This is a genomic window from Numidum massiliense (assembly GCF_001375555.1).
GTDB classification, from domain to species: domain Bacteria; phylum Bacillota; class Bacilli; order Thermoactinomycetales; family Novibacillaceae; genus Numidum; species Numidum massiliense.
This window is the reverse complement of sequence record NZ_CTDZ01000009.1, coordinates 439,323-455,907: the sequence shown is the minus strand read 5'-3', so window position 1 is coordinate 455,907 and position 16,585 is coordinate 439,323. Positions and strand designations below refer to the sequence as shown.

The window sequence follows — 16,585 nt, the reverse complement described above, 5'->3', positions numbered from 1 at the left end:
ATTCTGTTTATTGCGAGTCTAAACTATCAGCAACACTTTTTTGTGAAAAAACATTATTCCATACTTCCATTTATCTCTGGAGCATAATTCCATGATCTTTTTCATGTGCTAATACAATTTAACCTAACGCGCACTACCCCACATTGTGCCGCTTCATTTCTTCCTGTACGTATTCCGCCGTCCGCGCCGCGAGTGCCATTACCGTGTTCGTCGGGTTTCCACCTCCGGAAGTGACGAACAAACTGGCACTGCACACAAACAAGTTAGGAATGTCGTGCGTCTGACCGAAGCTGTTGGCGACAGACGTCTTCGGGTCGTCCCCCATGCGGCATCCACCCATGAGGTGGGCCGTATCGTCGGTCACAAATTCCGGCGTACCACCTGCAGCGCTGACGATCGCCTTCATTTTTTCCACGGCGTGGTCGATTAGTGCAAGGTCGTTAGGGCCGTATGAAAAAGAAACTTCCGCAATCGGGAGGCCGTACGCGTCTTTTTCCGCGGACAACAAGACACGGTTATCAGGATTTGGTAACACTTCCCCGACGAGCGTCACCCGCCCGTAAAAATTGTAATCCAGCATCGTGCGGCGCAACTGTTCTCCCCACAAGTTAGCCGCTTTAGAAATCCCTTTCGCCATCTCCAACGGGCGCGAACCGTGCGCGTGCAACGTATAGCCGCGCACAAAACCGCGGGAGCGGTCTGTTTCATAAAAATCTTGCGTCGTCGCCAACACCGGCGTCCCTTTATACAGTCGCACCTCCTCAGGAAACTTCGCATACACGTCGTTACTGCTGTGTGGCATAATCCCTCTTCCGACCCAACCACTCGAATTGGCGAGACCGTCAGGAAATTGTGCATTGGCTGAATTAAGCAGCAACCGCGGCGTCTCAATGACGAAATTAGCTAAAATGACGATCCGCGCCTTTTGTTCGTGCGTTTGTCCGTCGTGAACGAAGGTTACGCCTGTGACTAAACCTTTTTTGTCGGTTAAAATTTGTGTGACCATACTGTCGGAGATCACTTCTGCCCCTTGCTGAATCGCCTTCGGAATGTGGTGAATGAGCGTACTAAACTTGGCATTCGGCATGCACCCTTGGTTACAAAAGCCGCGGTTAATGCAAGGGGGACGACCGTCAAAAGGGGCGGAGTTAATCGCCAGCGGACTGACGACACTTTTTATCCCCAGTTTTTCACAGCCGATGCGGAACATTTCTGCGTTGGCGCTAATCGGCTCCCGCTCTGGATACGGATAAGGCCCGTGAAAAGCGCCCCAGGGGAATTTTTTCGGACCGGAGACGGCAATGTCCTTCTCAATTTTGTCGTAATAAGGGGCGAGGTCGTCGTACGCGATCGGCCAATCGTCGCCGACGCCATCTTCTGTCTTCGTACGAAAATCACTTTCGTGAAAGCGTAAGAACACACCGGTAAAATGGGTCGTTCCCCCGCCGACGCCGCGACCTGAGTTGTTGTGCCCGAGTTGCAGCGGCGTACCGCCACTGACGAGGCGCGTTTCTTGCCATCCGAGGTGGGTCATCGTTAACTCATCGCTCGCAAAATCCGTTTGCGGGTTCCAAAATGGACCCGCTTCGATGACGACGACGTTTAGCCCTGCCTTGCTCAATTCGTACGCCAGCACGCCCCCTGCTGCCCCGGCACCGACGATACATACGTCTGCGCCGTCGGCAAATTTCCGTTGTCTTAAATTGTCGTAACGGTGTCCTTCATAGTGGTCGACATTGTGTGTCACCGGGTCTCGATGATTAGCCATTCCGTGTCACCTCTCGGAAAAAGTTAAATAATTGCCCTGTGGTTCGTGCTATTTCTACGTGTCGCTTTTTCTACGTATCACTTTTTCTTTTCGCATGTAATCCCGGCGAGGCCGTCACCGCGCTTCTGCCAGCCCATCCCAGCGATACGCCTGGAGTAGGTTTTCATCTACCGTTACGCCGAGCCCGCTTCCCGTCGGCAACGTCACCGCGCCATTTTGCGGACGAAGGGGAAACAACTGCGTAAGCGGGTTTTCCATCACATCCCACTCCACCGGTTCAATATTTTCGCCGCTCATTTTACTCCAAGCGGGCAAACACGCTTGGGCGATCAACGCATACAGCCGCGTCAGCGGACCGTCGTAGCAATGCGGACTTACCCGAAACCCGTAGTGGCGCGCCAGTTGCAACGTTTCTCGGAAGGCGTCGACTCCTCCGACATGCAATACATCGGGATTTAACATGTCGAGGGCGCCCTTTTGCAGCAAGGGAAGAAACCGCCTGACGGACGGCATGTTTTCCCCGCCGGCAAGCGGGATCACGCTGTGGCCGCGCAACATACGGTACTCGGAAATGCGCCACATCGACATCGGCTCTTCGAACCAGAGCCATTGGTCGCTGTTCGCAAACAGCTCGTTCCAGCGTAGCGCCGTCCCTCGGTCATAACTCGCATTCGCGTCGAGGGCGAGTTGCCCTTGCGCGCCAAGCACCCCGGTGAGTGCAGTAATGTGTTCCCGATCTTCGCGGTAAGGCTTCCCCCCGACCTTCACCTTTAACTGCGTAAAACCGTTCGCTAGCGCCTGTTCCACGAGTGTCAAGGAATGCTGCATCCAGTCGGGACGGTCACTGTAAGATTGAAAAGAGGCGTAAACAGGTACTTCCGTCCGCAGCGCTCCTCCCCAAAGATCGCTCACCGACAGCCCCGCCTGCTGGGCGATAATTTCCGTGAGCGCCATACTGACACCTGCCGCGATGCGCGGGTGCCATTTTTCCACCGCTTTTACGAGTGTGGTGCGCGCCACGCTCTGCTTTCCCACGAGGTAAGGAATGACCCACGTGTGAAATTCCTTTTCTAGAACTGCTAACGAATCGACGCACTCGCCCCACCCTTCTAACCCAGAACGCGTGCGCAGGCGAAACAAGTAACAGCTGCGATACGTTTTTAATCCGTTCGCATCCCCGTAAGGTTGTTGAAGCGGGACGTACAACGGAAAAGTGTCAACCGAGTGAATCTCGATACGCGCCACCTTCTTAACTAACAATTTCCTCCAATACGAAGGGCAGAATATGTACTTTGAAAGCTATTTTAGTAGTCGCTTTAAGGGGTAGCTGCTTTAAGGGCTACCTTTTGCCCTCCCTTTTCGCTTCCCACGGATCCGTTAACCCCCACTCCGTACGAACATAGCCTCGCGGGTAAGCCGGACCGGCGTAGCCGATCTCCGACCAGACGAAGGGGTGTGAATAATAGGCTGACACCGTCTCGACCATCACTTTATTAATAAAATCTTTTGCCGGCACACTGGCTGTTCCTACTTGCAATTGTAAATTTCCTTGCACCAAATCCCCGACGATCTTCTGCTTGGTCGTCTGATCTAACTGAGGGAATTTTTTTTTATACGTCTCATGACACATTTGGTTGAGTAGTTTGAGCCCGTCGCGCAATAAAACAGCTTCCGCAGGAACTCCCACCTTGCGCTGTGCCTCACCGAAGTTTGCCTGTAGTTTCGTATCGAAATGGTGAACGACGAAAGCGATAATTTCTGCTCGGTCGTCGTCGACTAACACCTTACACAAATGTAGTAAACTGTCTGCCTCTTCTTCCGTAAAAAACTGATACGTACGCCGATCCACCTGCAGACGTTTTTCCACAATTTCTCGCGTATGGTCATCCCAATGTCCTTTCTCCTTAAGGACGTCAAAATCCGGGTCGTAACTCGTATATTTGTCCATCGTCTTACCCCCAATAAAGGGCGATCAGCCCGATAATGCTCATCGCTGTCACCATCCCGGGTAACGTCAGCGGCGGTCCGATTAAAAAGTTACGGAGCTCATAGCCGCCGACTCTTTCCCCGACGCCGCGAACGTGTAATACCGAACCGAGCACACCGGCTAGCGCACCCGCTGCTAACAAAACGGCGACTAGTGTAAACAGCCATCCCGACTTATAAAAGGTGAACACCACCATGGACGTCCCGATCACCGGTGTCGCCACGACGGGAATCCACATCGCCCAGTGGTGAAAATTTTGCCGGTAATGAAAGAGAGTCACTTGCACAAAGATGACTAAAAACACTAACCCGGTAAACAAAATGAGAATCCTGTCTAACGACCACCCGTCCCAATTCAATCCCATCACCATCTTCGCTCAATATATGTTTACTGTGCCATTAATTGACGTTTATTATGCCGTTAAAGAATGCCGACTATTCGTTGGAGGACAAAAACTAATAATCGTGCCCATGCAAAGGAAACATAGTGACAGGATGAGAAACATATGACAGGAGGAGTTGCCGACGTGTTACCTTCATCCATCGATAAAAAAATGGCTGGCGACATACACAGTGCCCCGCAAAACGTGGCGGAAGTGATCCTCGCACAGTTACACATACTAGGAGTTACACGCCTCTACGGCGTTACCGGAGACAGTATTTTCCCCTTTTTGGACACCCTTGCCAAAGAGAACCAGATTCACTTCATTGCTGTCAAACACGAGTCGGTGGCAGCGATGATGGCTGCTGCCGAAGCAAAACTTACGGGTGAACTCGCTGTTTGTACCGCGCATCAAGGACCCGGCTTAGGTAATCTATTGAATGGACTAGGCGATGCGTGCGCCGATCAAGTGCCCGTATTAGCCCTTACGGGACAAGCCCCCCGCAAAAAAATTGGTACCCGCTACAAACAGTTCATCGATCAACAACAATTTATTCACCCCGTCGCCCGGTACAGTACACTCGTGACTGACCCCGACGCCATCGTCGACGTGTTGAACGAAGCGATTTACACGTCGCTAACGGAACGAGCGGTTAGTCACTTGTCAATCCCGCAAGACGTTTTTCTACTGCCGACGACCGCCATCCCGCGCCCTAAAATGATCCGGTCGGCCGCAAGACCGGACCAAAAAACGCTACAACAGGCCATTCACGTCATGCAAAGGGCTGAACGCCCAATGATTCTTACTGGGATTAGCGCGAAAACAGCGGGGCGAGCGATTGGCGACCTAGCCACCCACTGGGGAGCGGGCATTGTGACGAGCCACGGCGCGATCGACGTTTTGCCACAAGAGTCCCCGCAACTGCTCGGCAGTTTGGGACCGAGTGGTCACCCGCTTGCGTCACATTTTTTTAGGCAGGCGGACGTCGTACTCGTCATTGGCACACAGTACTGGCCCGAAGCGCACGTGCCGAATGCCCGCGTCATTCAGGTGGATCGAGATGCAAGTAACCTCGGCATAGGCATTCCCGCGGAAATTGGGTTAGCCGGAGAAGCCCATACGGTCATCCACCTGCTACTCGCGCAAATGGCGCAACATCACCCAATGCCGAAGGTCTCAGAGCAAAAGCACAAAGACACTAACTTGAATCAGCTACCAAGTCTCCCTGGGGAAAGCTGGATCAACCAGTTGCGGGAAGCGAAACAGACGATCTCACAGCAACTGGCCACAGAAAAGGAAACCTCCGGCTTTCCTGTCGCACCGGCCCGCCTCGTCCGTGCACTAGAAAAAACAGCTGCCCCTAATGCAATTGTTACGTTAGACACAGGTGACGCTGCACTCTGGTTACTGCGAACGTTTCACCTCACGGCACAGACGGTTCTCTTGTCCGCCCACTGGCGGACGATGGGATTCGCCTTACCCGCCGCTCTTGCCGCCAAAATATGTGACCCCGAGCGGCAAGTGATCGCCTTTACCGGAGACGGTGGTCTAGCGATGGTCCTCGCGGACTTGCTCACTGCCGTGCGCAAACAGTTAGGGATTGTCGTCATCGTCGCCAACAACGGCACCTTACAAATGGAATTAAACAAATCACTGCTTAGCGGTTATGCCCCTGTTGCCACCGATCTGACAAACCCCGACTTTGTCCAATTGGCTCGTGCCTGCGGCTGGGAGTCGTACCGCATAACAGAAGAGGAACAATTGGAACCGCTCATCGCCCGGGCCTTACAGTCCACCAAACCGACACTCATCGAAGTGCCGACGCAAACGATCCCGTACCCGAATCATCAACTTCCAACGCAGTAAAGCAAACATGGATGCAAACTAACGCGAAGCAACACAAAACGAAAGCAAAAGGAGCAAAATAACAATGAACAAAGTCATGAATCCAGTAACGACTTATCCGGCACCGCCTTACCCGGCGCAACATCAAAATCAGCAACCGGGATTAGAAACAGTTATGACGCCGCGTCCGTTCTTCGACAATCCCGCCTACAAAGCGAGTGGAAAACTGCATAACAAAGTCGCCCTTATTACCGGTGGCGATAGCGGCATGGGACGAGCGATCGCCGTCGCCTTTGCGAAAGAAGGGGCAGATGTCGCCATCGTCTATTTTAATGAGCACGAAGACGCGGAAGAAACGAAACGAATCGTCGAACAGAAGGAGCGTCGCTGCATGGCCATTGCCACCGACATTAGCCAAGAAACGGCTTGCCGCGACGTGGTGGATCAAACGATCGCCGCTTTCGGACAGCTCGACATTCTCGTGAACAACGCCGCCGAACAACATGTACAAAACAAGTTGGAAGACATTTCAACGACGCAAATGATGCGCACGTTTCAAACGAACTTTTTCGCCACCTTTTTTTTAACGAAAGCGGCTCTCCCCCACCTCCGCCCCGGCAGCGCCATCATTAATGCTGCCTCACTCGCCGCCTACGAAGGCAATGAGCAGTTAATGGACTATGCCGCGACAAAAGGGGCGATTGTCGCTTTTACGCGGTCCTTATCCAAATCGCTCATCGGGCGCGGTATCCGCGTCAACGGCGTCGCCCCGGGAAAAGTGTGGACCCCGCTCATCCCCGCCTCATTTCCCGCCGACCAAGTTGCGGACTGGGGCAGTACGAACCCGATCGGGAGAGCCGGACAGCCCCAGGAGATCGCTCCGGCATACGTTTTTCTCGCCTCCGACGACGCTTCGTACATCTCCGGACAAATCATCCACGTCAACGGCGGAGTTGTCGTTAACGGGTAAATGGCGGCAACGTCGCCTAGGTCATACCGACAACTTCGCAAATAAAAAATCCCGCTACGCGAGCGGATTCAGCGCCATTCGTTTCTTTAACTAACTAAGCGACAGTTCAAGGCGCGCTTTCAGTTTTTCTACCATTGCGATAAAATAGATTGATATAAATAGCGAAAACTTGCCGTGCACACAGCCGGGCGAGATCATCCAAAGGCACTACCCGCAACAGTCCAAATTGGCCTCCAAATTTGTGAAATCTGCCTTAGGGTTACGGGGGATTGTCTGTGTCGTCGAGCGGCCGGGAAAAATAGCCCCGGGAGACGAGGTCGAAGTGATCGTCTACGATCCGCCGAAGGTACGGAAGTAGCCAAAGCTGTTTAGGGTGCCCCCTTGTGGACGCACTCTAAACAGCTCAGCTCGCCTCCGCTCCCAACAGCCTCACAGCTCGCCCATTCATATTGCACAGCCTAACCCAACAACCTAACCCAACAAGAGGTCTTCTATACTAGTGACGTATCGCCCGCCATCTGAGCGGTAACGGCACGGTCCCCTCATCGCTCGTCGTGCTACTTTTTTTGTTCGAGGGAGGCGATCAGCGCATCGACATATTGATCGACGACCGCTTCCTTTTCCGCCGAGGATAACTTGAAAAAAGGTGTGTCAGCTGGAAACACAATGTGACTTAAATAGATGCCTCCCAACTGCCGCGCACAATGTTCGATATTTACCGCCTGCCCAGTCGCATCAAAATGAGTGGCTAAACTTTTTTTAATGCTATCGTACAACAGGGCAGGTAAGTTAATGTCGGCACTTACATGCCCCATTAAACTTTCCGATAGGAGCATCTTGATTAATTGTTCATTTTTAGAAAAGACGTCCAACCTGTTGGAAACGATCTGTCTCAGTAATTGGCGCGTGTCGTTCGTTTCTGCCCGCCGCGTCATTCCCGCCTCAAATTGATCGTCGATGACCGTTCTCACGACGGAAAGGAATACGTTTTGCTTCGTGGAAAACTTACGGTAAAGGGTAACTTCCGCAACCCCTGCTGCTTTCGCTATTTCTTGTGTCGTTGCTTGGGTGAACCCCTTCTCTGCAAAGATATCGATCGCTGCGTCTACAATTCGTTCAGCCGCACTTTTCATCCATCATCCTACTTTCACCTACTAACCGTTTTACTAGCTTCGTGTGCACGAATCGGTCTAACGCGACAAGTATGGCAGGCTTAACGACGACCGTGCTAAACAAAGCGAGGGAAACGTTAATTAACGTTATTATACCAAAATTGTCCAATATGGCGAAATCAGAGGCGAGCAGGGCGCTAAAGCCGCAAGCGATTCTGTCATCTTGACATAAAAAAATCCCGCTACGCGAGCGGGATCCCATGGTACCAATCGTACCATACATGTGATATGCGACTCCCATCCCGTCACACACTAACGGAATCACGACGTTATTTCATCTACCAATTCCTCTTTGGTAACCTCAACGAGCGTTTTATTGTCAAACTCATACACGTGATCACAGAGCAAATGAATGTCGGCACTCATATGACTACTTAATAAAATGGTCGTCCCCTGTGCTTTTAAAGTCAGCAACAACTCCCTAATCTGCTTAACCCCTGTCTTATCCAAACCGTTCATCGGCTCATCCAAAATTAACATCTGTGGTCTCTCCATAATCGCTTGGGCAAGCGCCAATCGCTGCTTCATCCCTAACGAATACTTTTTAACGCTTTTGCGGCTATTCGGATCTAACCCGACACGTGCCATCGCCGTTTTAACCTCATCGTCGCCAATTAGTTTACGGATCGAAGCTAAATACTTCAAGTTCTTAAATCCGGAGTATTCAGGTAAAAACCCCGGGGTTTCGATTACGGCGCCCACTTTGTCTGGAAAGTCAATGTCTTTTCCTAATACTTGGCCAAATATTGATACGGTTCCTTTATTTGGCAGCAAGATGCCACACAATACTTTAAAGAAAACTGACTTGCCACTCCCGTTATGCCCGACAAAACCGTAAATACTTCCCGAAGGAAGCTCCAAATTAACGTTTTCGAATACAGTTTCCTTCTTGAACGATTTCGTTAAACGACTCACTTTTAACGCAGTTGTCATCGTGATCACCTTCCTAGGTTACCTTGCTATTTAAAATTTCCTTTGCCAAAACAGGCGACATAGTAACGAAATGAACAGGACAATCCACACCGTGTGAACGGCGAAAAAGATGGCGACAGAGTACTCCCCACTGCCAGCAGCTAGTACGCCATACTTCTCTAGCGTTACGTGGCTCCCAATCCACACATTTTTAAGAGGAAAAATGAACGCCAAAAGATAGATCAAGACGACTGACAGATAGCCGTAACCAACCCGTTGCGACAACGCATTAACGTACAGCTGCCACAAACTGAGCCCGAAAGCGCCACTGACTTGGATTAGCAACGAAAAGAGCAAAACGAACGGCACCGGATAGAAGTGATCAAGAGACGCCGTTTCCGTCCAATACAGGACCGTTACAGCGCCGTGTTCGTAAAACAATGGCAAAACGACCCACGCAATCGCGTAATATAAGCCAAGAAATACGACGTGCATGGCAAACAAGACAGCCAAGTGCGAAGAAGCCCAAAGGTTTATCTTTGTTACGCGTAAAAGCGTGTACAGTAAATTGTCGTTTAAATTGTTCTCCGTATATAAGTCGACAAAAAAAGCTAGAATCAAAAAAGGGAGCAACGTATGAATGACAATGATAAAGTCGGCTCCGCCGAATATGCTGAAGTGGTAAATAAACGCATCCAGCAGCGATACGGCGTGTCCTCCGTAATACAAGATTGTGAAAAAGGTCGACAAGCAAAAAGCTGCGATCGCACACAACCATTGCTTATACGTAAAGTGACGGACATTAAATTGAACAAGCGTTAACCATCTATGCATCGTTCACGACTCCGTAAATTGTAGTTTAGATTTTCGCCACCAGAGTAGTAAAACGATGAAAATAATCGAGGAAAGAACGGCTGCATTCAACAACATCGCCGCCTGCCACCCATTTTCGTCGACTCTGACAACATGGATATATTGATTGTGAATGTAAAGAAAAGGTGCGAACTTAACAAAGAAGCCGAAAGCGAATAGATGATTAAAGATGAGCAGCATCAGTGTGACTATGCCCGCTGTGATATTTCTAAACCTAGGTGCGTAACTGTATACAAGTAAATAACACATACTCACGAACCATATGCTCAAAAAATGGCGTATAACGATCAAGATAAAACCTGCGCCTGGTCGTATGTCATCGACGAATTCCCCGTGTGCAAACGCCATTGCTCCCGCACTCCATGTAACATCGTAACCGTACAATAAAAAGGCGCTAACGGTTATAATTGCCAAATAAACCGACGTATATAACGTACTCATAATTAATACGAGTAGCCCTTTCGCCCACAACCAAGTCGCTTTCTGCTTTAACCGGAGCAGGATAAACTGCATAATTGGCCGATCGTCGCAAATGTCGCGCACGACGAACAAAAAGAAAAGCAGAAACAAAAAAAGTTGGTAATACGGATGAACAAGCATGCCATATATTAAATCCCACATATTGAGTGAGTCACGTCCAACTGATCGTAAGGTGCTATTAGCAAGGAACGTCGAAGCGCATACGAGCAACACAAACAGTTCTGTTTTCCGATTTTTTATTACCTGTTTTAGTTTTTGTTTACTATAGTTGCACAGGACATCCCCTTGCCGTGGCCATGCTTCATCCATTTACTCTCACCCGCTTCGATTGCCAAACAAACAACAAGCAGCATGCAATCAAAATAGTGGCCATAGAGCCATATACGTACAGTGGGTGTACTTCTGGCCACATTTGGTACCATGTCGTCGGGGAAAATTGATATAGACCGAGGATCGCCCCTACAGTAATCTCCCAAGCGGCAAAAATAAGAAAGGGCGCGATATAAACGACCGCTTTTTTCTTAACAAAACTAGAAAGGCAAAGTGCCATTGCAGCAAAGCAAGCCCCGAGTAAAAAATGCGTCAAAAAAGTAAGCTAAATGTACGCTTCCGGCGATGTATTAAAAAGTGTATAAAACAAGCCTTCATCTTTTAAAATGCGATACGGCGAGTCAGCTTCGTTTTTAAAAACGATCGAAAGCACAGCGTAAAAAATAATCTGCGGGATAAAGATCGCGAGCCCGCCGACCATGGTAACAACCAAATATTTACCCAGTACATACTGATCAGCAGATTTCCTCATTTGAATGAAATAATAAAACTTGTGCGAACGATCTTCTAAAAAAGAAGCCGCATAAGGAAAAACGACAATTAAAGGAAATAATAATCCTAAGTGGTATAAGGTGTTATCCCAGACATTGTATTTGTTATGTCCTTCCTCATAAAGACTCTTAACCACTTCGGGATTGTCTTTCAAATCGGGTGCGTCTGGATCGAAAAAAGTCCCACTATCTAAAATTCTGTCGTAAACGGTCCAATACATGACGATTAAAGAAAGTACACACGTTACTAACATCCGTCTATTCAAGATGCCTCTTTTAAACTCCGATAAGAACACTAGTCATCTCTCACTTTCTGCCTAGTGAATACACCTAGTCCTTAAAAACTATCCGGGTTCCAAGCGCCTTTGATCTTAAAGGCGTCAAAGTATCCTCCTTTGTTTTTCCAAAACTTTAAGCGATAGCTATCTATCTAACGTAAAATGTTGCAAATAATGCTACATATAACCTCTCTAATATTAACCGCTTTCAGTTTAATATATTTAAATATTCCTGTCAACTGTTAACTCAAAAAAAAATTGTTCGTCAGTGATATGGTCATATTGTCACACATCAGTGAAATTGTCACTATCCCTAAAAAAATAATCCCGCTACGCAAGCGGGATTAACCGTATGTGTCACATATGTTCTCTTTTACAGTCAACCTATTCCTCGTCGAGCGGTTCATTCGGCCGACCGCTTTGCCGATAAGAGCGTTGGATCGCTTTGTTCACTAACCCTTCGGAGGCAAACTCCGTGTCTTCAATAGGTGGTAGCGATCGCCTTGCCTTCGGCTTATAAGGCTGTGACTGCTTTGTCCGTTGTCGTCCGTTTTTGAATGGTTTCATTTACACACTACCCCTCTTTCCAAACTTTCGGATCGGTAGTAGTGTGTCCATTTTATACCTCATTCATGTCCTACTAATATCGATGCCCCGCACCTGTGTTACATTCACCGTACCTAGGCACCTAGGCGTATCATGTGCTTAAAGCACCGCATCGATAAAGAGTGCCGCGTAAATGACGACTAAATACATGAGCGAGTAACCGAACATTTTTCCAGCCCAGCGCTTACCGTCTTTTGCCTTACCTAGCACCCCTTGCAAGGCGCAATAGACGTACACACTGCCGAGAACAACGGCGACAGTTAAGTAAATGTAACCGATATTCGGCAACAAAAAGAACAGTAGCGACGATGGCACTAACGCCGCGACCCACAACAAAATTTGCCATTTCGACTCGTGGTCATCGACGCTTTGCGGCAGCATTTTAAAACCGGCATGTTTGTACTCCTCGGCCCTGAGCATCGCCAAGGCGAGAAAATGCGGTGGCTGCCACAAAAAGACGAAAGCAAATAAGATCCAAGCCGCCGCGTCCAACGTTCCCGACACGGCACACCAACCGATCATAGGCGGAATCGACCCGGGAATGCCACCGACGACGGTGTTGAGAGTGCTCGTCCGCTTAAGTAAGGCCGTATAAACGACAACGTATGAAAAAATACCTAAAAAGCCTAACACGGCAGACAGGATGTTCACGAACGACAAAACGATAACACCTAAAATTCCAAGAACGAGTCCGTAGCTTAGAAGTGTTTTTGGCTTCATTCGCTGTACGGAGGGACGATTTTTTGTCCGTTCCATTAAGCGGTCTAAATCGCGGTCTAAATAGTTGTTGAGCACAGTACCAGAGGCCATGACGAGCGTCGTTCCAAGACACGTATATAAAAAAAGGAACAGGGTATTCCATGCGGACGCTTCGCTTAATTGAAACGAATGCACCGCTAACCAAAATCCGACTGCTGTACTCAATAAGTTGGAACGTAAAATGCCCGGCTTCGTCACCGTCACGAAGTCGCGCCAGCCCACTTGCTGCGAAGCTACATGCGATTGCTCCTGCTGCAGCGAAGACTCCGTTCCCGTCCCGCAAACCACTTCTCTTTCCACGCAATCACCTCCTACAACACGCTTCGCCATTTCCTCATTCACAACGCGTAAATATAAGTCCGTTGATCGACACATAAATAGCCATCCCGAGTAAATAGGCTTAACCGTTCGTTTTAAGTATCACTGCTACTTGCTGCATATTATCCACCACTTGCGGGCCGAACCAAATAAAACCGGCGATGAACAGAGCCGGTACAATCGTCCAGATCAACAGGCTGAACATTTGGCGGCGCTCACCCTTTATAAATTGCTTCGCAAGCGACGTCATATGTACGACCCATATGACGAAAAAAACGGCAACGCTAACAGCCATGATCGCAAAAAATAGCGGATCTACATTGTAAGCGAGAACGACATTTGGTATCATTGCTGCCCTCCCAGCCCGCGCTTCCTTATACACAATAATGTCGACACTTTCGACAATGGTATCCATCAACCATCATAACACATTTAAACGAAAACCGACTATGCCTAGATATTACACTATAAAGTATAACGTGTCGGTTGACAAAGGCCGAATTGAATTTCTGACAAATAAGTGACGTTCTCGCGAACACGATTGACTAACAAAAAATAAAAAACTACGCAAAGTTCCGCGCATCGTTTTAACGATGGGCATCGCGCAGTTTGAAAAAAAAGGAGCCGATTAGTTTTTTACAGACATTTTTTGCCTTCGCGCGCTTCCGTTACGGCGTGTGACGAGCTGCTTGGCCAAGCGCTTCACGACCTGATAACGGGCGATCGAAGCCTTCAACTGTTCGACGCTAGCCATTTCTTCGCGGTGTTCATCTCTGTCGTAGTACCGTCTGAGTTGCCGAAAGACGTGGTCGGGATACGCTAACAACAACCCGAGCAACCGCTTTTCCCGCGCATCGATTTTTAACGCTTGTTCGTACGCTAGCAACACGCCTTCTAACGTTTGTAAGGAAGTGTCCTCACTAACAAACCGTTGCAAAAGGACGGCTAAATCGCGTACGGGAACATCAAGATCCGCTTTGTCAAAATCGATCCACTTCCACCGTCCCCCTCGCTTCACGACGTTGTGTCGGTGAATGCTTCGATGGCAGTACACCTGGCGGAATGGCTTCTCCGCAGCGAGGACCGCCGCACGCTGTATGCCTTTGACAGCGAAAGTGGCCCCTTGCTGTAGTTCTTCCACATTTTCTAAAAAGGTTACGTCAAACGGCGATTTATTTGTGCGCTGCTCAGCTGTCTCGGCATATGCCCGCAACTGTTCACTTTGCGCGTTAACACGGCTGGCGGTTTGTGTGAGCGACGCGGTTGACGACGAACTGCTTACTGTTACATCTTTCGTCAATTGGTGCATCTCCCCGAGTGAACGCGCCAATTCCCCGATCGCTGGCGACGATTCGGACGAAAACTCTTTTCCATACCACGGGGTCGCATAAAACGCCTGGCCCTCGTGTAGGAAAAATGGATCCCCCCGCCTCGTCTGCATCCACGGCAGGACATGCTTATAGTTTTTGTCTAATAAGTGCACCGTCATTTTGTGCAAAAAAGATAACCGCTCCTCTGTCGCTCCAATCGGTTTAAGGGCGAAGGTGTTACTGGATGTCTGTACGCGAAATGCACCTCGTACCTTTCGTACACTAAGCGGCTGCCAATGGTATGCGTGGAATACGCGTGGCAGGAGGCGTTCCCACTTTTGTTGATCTGACAAAACTTACACCTCCTTTTTGTCCTATTCATTTATACTTGTTGTCGACTGACGAAACCGTTGCCCCGATTAAAGAAGTACATTTTTCCACTATGCGCGTCAGCCAGCTATGCTACGCCTTCTTCTGCGGGATGTACACAATCTCCCCCGCCTGCAGTTCACCACTTTGCAATCGGTTGACTTGTAACAGTTCGACCGAGGATAAATTATACCGGTCAGCAATACTTTCCAACGTATCTTCCTGCTGCACAATCACTATTTTCACTTGGTGAAACCGGTCATCCTCTCCTCCTAGCTTTTTTTTCATCCACTCAATCGCTTGACTGTGGCTGTCTTCTTCTCGCCCGTCTGTATCGGTGGCCTGCTCTTCACCCGCACCCGATGGCGTATGGGCGTCTGGGTAGTTACCGCCGTACGAATGTCCGTCATCGTGGCTGTCGTGTGCATTGTCGCCGTAAGAACGGCCGTCATAGTTGTCGCTGAAGGTCACTCCGTCGTATGCCTGTCTGTCGAATTTACTTCCGTAAGTATTCCCGCTGCGGGAGGCAAATTCCTCGCTCGCCTGTCCGTCATGACCGAAGGGCTCTTCTATTCCCGCTCCCTCGGGATGCGAACCGCCCATGCCGTCGAAGCTGTGCACCGTCTCACTCGCAGACGATTGTTTTTTCTGTGTGCCGGTGACGGGAGACGTTTTTTCATCCTTTTTTTGGAACGTAATTTTTGTCCCGCCTTTAGGTGCACTGTCGGTTATGTCGGTTGCACGTTTTGAAACTGATTCTTCCTCTGTAGGCGAAGCACTCCTTTCCGCTTCGTCTTGTTTCCCGGCGCGCAAATCGTCGTGCAGATCGGCCTCGTCGTCCCCCTTTCGTTCCACCGCCCGTTCCTTTGCCGACGCGTGACCGTCACCTGTACGCGCGCGCGTGCTCTCTTCCGTCCTTGCGGTACCGGGCGCACGTTCAGCGCTGCCGGGCGCAGGTTTATCAGAGACCTGCTCGCCACCTGCGCGCGTGCCCACCTGATGTGTCGGGTCCTCTCCCTCACCTGCACGATTGCGAGCCCATTCTCTCGGTGCACGATCGTCGTATTCTGTGCTGCGGGCGTATGCTTCCGATGCTTGATCCGCGGCGTCCTCTACCGTACGTTCCTCTTGCCCCATCGCCGCCCGCTCCTCTTGCCAAGGAGCTTGTGACTGATGTGACTCGACCGCTCGTTCATCGTCGTCGGATACGTTGTGCACCGTAAGTTGCGGCTCCTCCTGTATCGTCTCCGCCCATTGTTCGCCTGCAGAAAAGCTTGCATGCATATCGTTAGCCGCTTTCTCCAAGTGTAAGCCGTCAATAAGAAGCACCGCTTGAATCGCCAGTTGGCGGGAAGATAAAATATCGTAATCGAAAGACTCGATTTGCGCGCATATTTGCTCGATATTTTTCACCCGCTCGGCAGGCATCGTAATTTCCACCGGAATGACGTATTCAATTTTTTCTCCGTTCAGCTCGTCCTCGAGTGTAATCTGCTCTCGTGTCTCTCCTTCCTTCAAATAAGTTCCCCTCAGCCGTAGCACGCCGCTTAAGCATACTGCGTCACCTAGTTCATCAATTTGAACTTCGGGAACGAGATCTAAGGAAAGCAGAGTATCGATTCCTGGTTGATCGTAGTGCACGGTTACTTTTTCGTAAATATCGAACCGCAGTTGGGATTGTCCGTCGCTCGTCAATGCTCATCCCTCCCAAAACAATCGCTCTCTACAACATATG

Annotated in this window: 18 protein-coding genes; 3 read left to right on the top strand and 15 right to left on the bottom strand. The window is 49.7% G+C overall.

All coding sequences use genetic code 11. The annotated features are described in order from the left end of the window. Nucleotides 1–133 precede the first annotated feature (133 nt). From BN1247_RS02755 to BN1247_RS02740, 4 genes are all read right to left on the bottom strand, one after another. The gene (locus tag BN1247_RS02755) at nt 134–1,768 is read right to left on the bottom strand and encodes a GMC family oxidoreductase (protein WP_147675159.1); all 1,635 of its coding nucleotides are present in this window, start codon (nt 1,766–1,768) and stop codon (nt 134–136) included. Between the two features lie 114 nt (nt 1,769–1,882). Then, complete coding sequence (locus tag BN1247_RS02750; RefSeq protein WP_054951463.1) at nt 1,883–3,004, bottom strand: mandelate racemase/muconate lactonizing enzyme family protein; 1,122 nt, start codon at nt 3,002–3,004, stop codon at nt 1,883–1,885. Between the two features lie 103 nt (nt 3,005–3,107). Continuing rightward, the gene (locus tag BN1247_RS02745; protein ID WP_054949017.1) at nt 3,108–3,716 is read right to left on the bottom strand and encodes a gluconate 2-dehydrogenase subunit 3 family protein; all 609 of its coding nucleotides are present in this window, start codon (nt 3,714–3,716) and stop codon (nt 3,108–3,110) included. Nucleotides 3,717–3,720: 4 nt separating this feature from the next. Continuing rightward, nucleotides 3,721–4,119 carry a hypothetical protein gene (locus tag BN1247_RS02740; protein ID WP_054949016.1) on the bottom strand — a complete coding sequence of 133 codons (399 nt, stop codon included), beginning with the start codon at nt 4,117–4,119 and terminating at the stop codon, nt 3,721–3,723. Between the two features lie 141 nt (nt 4,120–4,260). Here BN1247_RS02740 and BN1247_RS02735 point away from each other — a divergent pair, with 141 nt between their 5' ends. The 3 genes from BN1247_RS02735 to BN1247_RS17910 all read left to right on the top strand — a co-directional run bounded on the left by BN1247_RS02735 (nt 4,261) and on the right by BN1247_RS17910 (nt 7,310). Then, a complete protein-coding gene (locus BN1247_RS02735; protein ID WP_231633101.1) occupies nt 4,261–6,003 on the top strand; it encodes a thiamine pyrophosphate-binding protein in 1,743 nt (580 codons plus the stop codon). A gap of 64 nt (nt 6,004–6,067) precedes the next feature. After that, nucleotides 6,068–6,952: an SDR family oxidoreductase gene (locus tag BN1247_RS02730; RefSeq protein ID WP_231633100.1), complete on the top strand. Its 885-nt coding sequence runs from the start codon at nt 6,068–6,070 to the stop codon at nt 6,950–6,952. Nucleotides 6,953–7,100: 148 nt separating this feature from the next. Continuing rightward, nucleotides 7,101–7,310: an MOSC domain-containing protein gene (locus BN1247_RS17910; protein WP_390622058.1), complete on the top strand. Its 210-nt coding sequence runs from the start codon at nt 7,101–7,103 to the stop codon at nt 7,308–7,310. A gap of 199 nt (nt 7,311–7,509) precedes the next feature. Here the strand turns inward: BN1247_RS17910 and BN1247_RS02725 are convergent, their stop codons facing one another. The 11 genes from BN1247_RS02725 to BN1247_RS02675 all read right to left on the bottom strand — a co-directional run bounded on the left by BN1247_RS02725 (nt 7,510) and on the right by BN1247_RS02675 (nt 16,545). After that, the gene (locus tag BN1247_RS02725) at nt 7,510–8,085 is read right to left on the bottom strand and encodes a TetR/AcrR family transcriptional regulator (protein WP_054949015.1); all 576 of its coding nucleotides are present in this window, start codon (nt 8,083–8,085) and stop codon (nt 7,510–7,512) included. After that, entirely contained in the window at nt 8,069–8,347 is a 279-nt protein-coding gene (locus tag BN1247_RS02720; protein WP_054949014.1) for a hypothetical protein, read from the bottom strand. The genes BN1247_RS02725 and BN1247_RS02720 overlap by 17 nt, the downstream gene beginning before the upstream one ends. Nucleotides 8,348–8,385: 38 nt before the next feature. After that, nucleotides 8,386–9,057, bottom strand: coding sequence for an ATP-binding cassette domain-containing protein (locus BN1247_RS02715; RefSeq protein WP_054949013.1), 672 nt, complete (start codon nt 9,055–9,057; stop codon nt 8,386–8,388). Between the two features lie 30 nt (nt 9,058–9,087). Beyond that, nucleotides 9,088–9,765: a hypothetical protein gene (locus BN1247_RS02710; RefSeq protein ID WP_187119701.1), complete on the bottom strand. Its 678-nt coding sequence runs from the start codon at nt 9,763–9,765 to the stop codon at nt 9,088–9,090. 108 nt (nt 9,766–9,873) lie between these two features. Continuing rightward, on the bottom strand, nt 9,874–10,479 hold the full coding sequence (locus BN1247_RS02705) for a hypothetical protein (protein WP_187119700.1): 606 nt from the start codon (nt 10,477–10,479) through the stop codon (nt 9,874–9,876). A gap of 505 nt (nt 10,480–10,984) precedes the next feature. Further along, on the bottom strand, nt 10,985–11,431 hold the full coding sequence (locus BN1247_RS02700; protein WP_187119699.1) for a hypothetical protein: 447 nt from the start codon (nt 11,429–11,431) through the stop codon (nt 10,985–10,987). A gap of 441 nt (nt 11,432–11,872) precedes the next feature. Further along, nucleotides 11,873–12,055 (bottom strand): hypothetical protein, encoded by a 183-nt coding sequence (locus tag BN1247_RS02695; RefSeq protein ID WP_054949009.1) that lies wholly within the window; start codon nt 12,053–12,055, stop codon nt 11,873–11,875. Nucleotides 12,056–12,193: 138 nt separating this feature from the next. Next, the gene (cyoE, locus tag BN1247_RS02690) at nt 12,194–13,153 is read right to left on the bottom strand and encodes a heme o synthase (RefSeq protein WP_054949008.1); all 960 of its coding nucleotides are present in this window, start codon (nt 13,151–13,153) and stop codon (nt 12,194–12,196) included. Between the two features lie 100 nt (nt 13,154–13,253). Further along, nucleotides 13,254–13,520: a hypothetical protein gene (locus BN1247_RS02685; protein WP_147675156.1), complete on the bottom strand. Its 267-nt coding sequence runs from the start codon at nt 13,518–13,520 to the stop codon at nt 13,254–13,256. 279 nt (nt 13,521–13,799) lie between these two features. Then, nucleotides 13,800–14,834, bottom strand: a complete 1,035-nt coding sequence (locus BN1247_RS02680; RefSeq protein WP_054949006.1) for a phosphotransferase — start codon at nt 14,832–14,834, stop codon at nt 13,800–13,802. Between the two features lie 109 nt (nt 14,835–14,943). After that, nucleotides 14,944–16,545 (bottom strand): LysM peptidoglycan-binding domain-containing protein, encoded by a 1,602-nt coding sequence (locus BN1247_RS02675; protein ID WP_054949005.1) that lies wholly within the window; start codon nt 16,543–16,545, stop codon nt 14,944–14,946. Between the last annotated feature and the right edge of the window lie 40 nt (nt 16,546–16,585).